Annotated in this window: 3 protein-coding genes; all 3 read left to right on the top strand. The window is 71.9% G+C overall.

What is annotated here, in order from left to right; translation table 11 throughout:
* Positions 1-205 precede the first annotated feature (205 nt).
* Entirely contained in the window at positions 206-2,029 is a 1,824-nt protein-coding gene (locus ACFWNV_RS39180; protein ID WP_383956985.1) for an AMP-dependent synthetase/ligase, read from the top strand.
* Between the two features lie 144 nt (positions 2,030-2,173).
* Complete coding sequence (locus tag ACFWNV_RS39175; protein ID WP_383956982.1) at positions 2,174-3,436, top strand: ABC transporter substrate-binding protein; 1,263 nt, start codon at positions 2,174-2,176, stop codon at positions 3,434-3,436.
* Positions 3,437-3,452: 16 nt separating this feature from the next.
* The coding region (locus ACFWNV_RS39170; RefSeq protein ID WP_383956979.1) for an ABC transporter permease at positions 3,453-5,520 on the top strand (2,068 nt) is incomplete at its 3' end.

Here is a 5,520-nt window from a genome sequence, read left to right as displayed (position 1 = left end):
GTGGAGATGTCGCAATCCACACCGAACCCGGAGGCCCTCACCCATTTCAAGAACCCAGCACGCGTGTCACCAACGTCTCGGGACAACACACCTAGAGCGGGTCCCGGGCGCACCGCTGGGGAGGTCTTGTGGAGGTCTTCCTTCCGTGATCACCGGCGGGTGGGCGTGGGATAGCGTCGCCGCGCCGTACGGAGAGGAGCGGGCCTTGCACGAGATCACCGTCCCCCCGGTCGTCACGGGCTCACCCGTCGGCGGCCTGGCCGATGCCGTCTTCCTGCACGCCCGCGAGGACCCCGGCCGGGTGGTGCTCGGCCGCAAGTCGGACGGGGTCTGGGGGGACGTGACCTCGGGCGAGCTGGCCTCCGAGGTGCTCGGGCTCGCCAAGGGGCTGCTGGCGCAGGGCATCCGCTTCGGGGACCGGGTCGCGATCATGTCCCGTACCCGGTACGAGTGGACGCTCTTCGACTTCGCGCTGTGGGCGATCGGCGCCCAGCCGGTCCCCGTCTATCCCTCGTCCTCCGCCGAGCAGGTGCACTGGATCCTGTACGACTCCGGGTGCACGGCCTGTGTGGTGGAGGACGAGGACCAGGCCATGACCGTCGGCTCGGTGATCGAGCGGCTGCCGCGGCTGCGCCGGCTGTGGCAGCTGGACGCGGGGGCCGTGGACGAGCTCGTCCGGGACGGGCTCCCGGTCGCCGAGGACGTCGTGCACCGCCACCGGAGCGCCGTGACCCCCGATGCGACGGCCACCGTCATCTACACCTCGGGGACCACCGGCCGCCCCAAGGGCTGCGTGCTGACCCACGGCAACTTCATGTTCGAGGCGGACACGATGGTGACCCGCTGGGAGTCCGTCTTCCAGGCCCGGCCCGGTGACCAGCCGTCCACCCTGCTGTTCCTGCCGCTCGCCCACGTCTTCGGGCGGATGGTGGAGGTGGCGGCGGTCCGCGCCCGGGTGAAGCTCGGGCACCAGCCGGTGCTGGCCGCGGCCGAACTGCTGCCGGACCTGGCCGCGTTCCGGCCGACGTTCGTGCTCGGGGTGCCGTACGTCTTCGAGAAGGTCTTCGCCGCCGCCCGCCGCAAGGCCGAGACCGAGGGCCGGACGGGGCCCTTCGACCGGGCCGTGGACACGGCCGTACGGTACGCGGAGGCGCGCGAGCAGAAGGCGTTCGGCGCCGGGCCCGGGCCTTCGGCGAAGCTGCGCATGGAGCACCAGCTGTTCGAGAAGCTGGTGTACGGGAAGGTGCGCGAGGCGCTGGGCGGCAGGGTGCGGTACGCCATGTCGGGCGGCTCCGCGATGTCCCGCCGGCTGGGGCTCTTCTTCGACGGCGCCGGGGTCACGGTCTTCGAGGGCTACGGGCTGACGGAGTCCTGCGCGGCGGCCACGGCGAACCCGCCGGGGGCCATCAAGTACGGGACGGTCGGGCGGCCGATCCCCGGCGGCACGGTGCACATCGCCGGCGACGGGGAGATCTGGCTGCACGGGGCCCACGTCTTCTCGGGGTACCTCAACGACCCGCACGCCACGGACGCCGTCCTGCGGGACGGCTGGCTGGCGACGGGGGACCTGGGGCGGCTCGACGCGGACGGGTACCTCACGATCACGGGGCGCAAGAAGGAGATCCTGGTGACCTCCAACGGCAAGAGCGTCGCGCCGACCGCCTTGGAGGAGCGGGTCCGCTCGCATCCGCTGGTCTCCCAGTGCGTCCTGGTGGGCAACGACCGGCCGTACATCGCGGCCCTGCTCACCCTGGACATGGAGGGGGTCGCGCACTGGCTGGCGATGCGCGGCCGCCCCCGGCTCCCGGCGGCGGAGCTGGCGCTCGACCCCGATCTGACGGCGGAGGTGCGCCGGTCGGTGGTGGCGGCCAACACCCTGGTCTCGCAGGCCGAGTCGATCCGCACGTTCCGCATCCTGGGCGAGCAGTTCTCGGAGGAGCGGGGGCTGCTGACCCCCTCGCTGAAGCTGAAGCGGCGGGCCATAGAGAAGGCCTACGCGAAGGAGGTGGCCGCCCTCTACCGGTCCTGACGGGCACCGCCGGCCCGGCGCTGCGCGATCACGCCAACGGTCCGAACCGTTACCTGACGGGTCGTCACTTTACTTGTCATTGATATTGACGATGCGTCAGGTCACGCACAGAATGCGGGGATTCCGACCGGAGGGGATCCACACATGTTGCGACCGATCCGCACCCTGGCCGCCGCGGCAGCGGCGCTCGCGCTCGTCTCCGCCTGCAACTCCGCCTCCAACAGCGCCTCCCCCGACAAGCCGGGAGCCGCCGGCAACTCCCGTGGGGTGAGCGCCGACTCGATCAAGGTCGGCGGCATCGTGTCGATGACCAGTGCCAGCGGCTACAGCAAGAAGGACACCGACCTCGGGGCGAAGGCCCGCTACGCGAGAGCCAACGCCGAGGGCGGGATCAACGGCCGGAAGATCGACTACATCGGCGCCGAGGACGACGGGCAGGACCCCGCCAAGAACCTGGCGGCGGCCCGCAAACTCGTCCAGCAGGACAAGGTGTTCGCGGTCTCCCCCATGAGCTCGGTCACCTTCACCGGCGCCGACTTCCTGGAGCAGGAGAAGGTGCCCACCTTCGGCTGGGGCACGCTCCCCTCCTTCTGCGGCCCCAAGTACATCTACGGGTTCAACGGCTGCCTCGTCCCCACCCCCGGCGGCACCATCAACCAGACCTGGCCCGAGGGCATCGGCCAGGTCCTCGGCGGCGCCGCGGGCAAGTCGGTCGCGATCATCGCCAACGACAGCGACGCCGGGAAGTTCGGCGTGCGCACCTTCCAACAGGGCTTCACCAGCGCCGGGTTCAAGGTCTCCTACGCCAAGGCCTCGGTGCCGGGCACCGCCGTGCCGAGCGACTGGTCGGCGTACGTCAAGGAGATCCTGGAGAGCAACGGCGGCAAGGCCCCGGACGCCGTCGTCTCCGTCATGCAGACCCCCAACAACATCGGGCTGTTCACCTCGCTCAAGCGCAGCGGGTACAAGGGGCTGCTCTCCGACCCGACCGACTACGACCCGGGCCTGCTCGCCAAGGACGCCACCAAGCAGGCCCTCGACGGGGTGCACGTCCTGCTGCAGTTCGAGCCCTTCGAGTCCACGAACCCGAAGATGGCCCAGTTCAAGGCCGACATCAAGGCCGCCAACGGCGGGCAGGACATTCCCCTCAACATGCACATGATGACGGGCTACATGTCGGCCGACCTGTTCGTGTCCGTCGCGCAGAAGGCCGGCAAGGACCTCACCGTCGAGTCCTTCCAGGCCGCCGCGCAGGGCTTCTCCGACACCGGCACCCTCGTCGGCGACCGCGCCGAGCCCAAGGGCCAGAAGGACAGCTTCGGCTGCGGGGCGCTCGTCCAGCTGAAGAACGGCGCGTACGAGGTCTCCGTACCGTTCAAGTGCTACGAGCCCATCCCCTTCAAGTAGGGGCACGGGAAACGCCATGGGAGATCTGCTCGCCTTCGTACTGAGCGGTCTGGTGTCCGGCGCCCTGTACGCACTGCTCGCCACCGGGCTGGTGCTGTCGTACTCGGCGTCCGGGCTGTTCAACTTCGCCCACGGGGCCACCGCCTACCTGTGCGCGCTCACCTTCTACGAACTGCACTCCGGGCTCGGCTGGCCGGCCGTCCCGGCGGCGCTGCTGGTGGTCCTCGTCCTGGCGCCCGGGCTCGGGTGGGCCCTGGACCGGCTGATGTTCCGGCGGCTCGCGCAGGTCGGCGAGACGGCGCAGATCGTGGCCACCATCGGCCTGCTGGTGGCCCTGCCCGCGGCCGGGCTGTGGACGGTGGAACTCCTGACCGACGCCGGAGCGCCGCTCAAGCCCGCGGAGAACCAGTTCGGGCTGCCGGGGGTGGGGCCGAGCCCCGCCACGTCCTGGCAGCTCACCGCGGACGTGGGCATCGACTCCGACCAGCTGATCACCTGGGTGGCCACGGCCCTCGTCGCGGTCGCCCTGTGGGTGCTGATGCGGCACACCCGGCTGGGGCTGCGGCTGCGGGCCGCCGTCGACAACCGCTCGCTCACCGAGCTGCGCGGGATCGACGCCGACCGGCTGTCCTCGGTGGCCTGGATGATCGCCTCGGGGCTGGCCGGGCTGGCCGGGGTCCTGGCGACCCCGCTGCTGGGGCTGTCCGCGCACGATTTCACGCTGTTCCTGTTCGTATCGGCCACGGCCGCCGTCATCGGACGCTTCGCCTCCGTCCCGCTCGCCTTCGCGGGCGGGCTCGGGCTCGGCGTCCTGCAGAACCTGGTCGTCGGCTACGCGTCCTTCGCCGACTCCGTCACCGGCTTCAGGACGGCCGTGCCCTTCCTGATCCTGTTCGGCGGACTCCTGGTGCTCACCCGGCGGGCCCGGGCCGCCGGGACCGCCGCCGTGGACGTGGCCTCGCCCGACCATCTGGCCGGGGCCCCGTGGGCGCGGCGCTGGGGGGTGTGGGCCGCGGGCGCGGTCCTGCTGGCGACGGCCTTCTACACCGTGACCACCCCCTTCTGGAGCGGGCTCCTCGCCCAGGGGCTCGCGCTGGCCCTGGTGTTCATGTCCTTCACCGTGGTCACCGGGCTCGGAGCGATGGTGTCCCTGGCCCAGGGCACCTTCGTGACCGGGGCCGCGCTCGTCGCGGGACTGCTGATGAGCCGCGGGTGGCCGTTCATCGCCGCGCTGGCGGTCGGTACGTGCGTGGCCGCCGTCCTCGGAGCACTGGTCGCGCTGCCCGCGCTGCGGCTCGGCGGACGCTCCCTGGCCCTGGCGACCCTGGCCCTGGCCTTCCTGGCGGACCAGGTGCTCTTCCAGATGCGGTGGCTGCGCAACGGGGACTCCGGGTGGTCCGTCCCGCGTCCCGTCATCGGGCCCGTGGATCTGTCCGACGACCGGGCGCTGGGGGTGGCCCTGGTCGTCCTGGTCGCGGCGGTCGCCGCCGGGCTGAGCGCGCTGCGGGGCTCCCCCTCGGGCCGGGCGATGCTCGCCGTACGGTCCGCTCCCGCGGCCGCGATGGCCTCCGGGGTGTCGGTACTGCGCACGAAGCTGCTGCTGTTCACGCTGTCGGCGGGGCTGGCCGGGTTCGGGGGCGTGATGTACGCCTCGTACAACACCCGCATCACCGCTACGGACTTCACCGCGATGACCGGGCTGGTGTGGCTGGCGGTGGTCGTCGCGGCGGGCGTGCGCAGGCCGCAGTACGCGGTGGTGGCGGGGCTGGTCTTCGCCGTCGCCCCGCGGGTGATGGCGGACTACGTGACGGAGTCGGCGCATCTGCCCGTGATCCTGTTCGGCCTGGCGGGGTTGGCCTTGGCCAACGATCCCGATGGGTATTGTGCGGCGGTGCCGGTGCGGTGGGCGCGGCGGCGGGCCGTCGCCTTGGCCTCCGGCGGAGCCGGCGTCTCGGCCGCAGCCGGTGCCGTTCCCGTGGCTCGGGCCGGTGGGGGTGCCGGGGTGGGCCCTGCGGGGCTTTCCCCCACCCCGCCCCTTCCCGAAACCGGGGCTTCGCCCCGGACCCCTTCGGGGGCTCCGCCCC

The sequence above is a fragment of the Streptomyces sp. NPDC058401 genome (assembly GCF_042722885.1).
Taxonomy (GTDB): Bacteria; Actinomycetota; Actinomycetes; order Streptomycetales; family Streptomycetaceae; genus Streptomyces.
This window is presented reverse-complemented; position numbering and strand designations above follow the sequence as displayed.

Bases quoted from the DNA above. Each gene is read 5' to 3' on its own strand.
- ACFWNV_RS39175 (WP_383956982.1), top strand. From the start codon at position 2,174: ATGTTGCGACCGATCCGCACCCTGGCCGCCGCGGCAGCGGCGCTCGCG.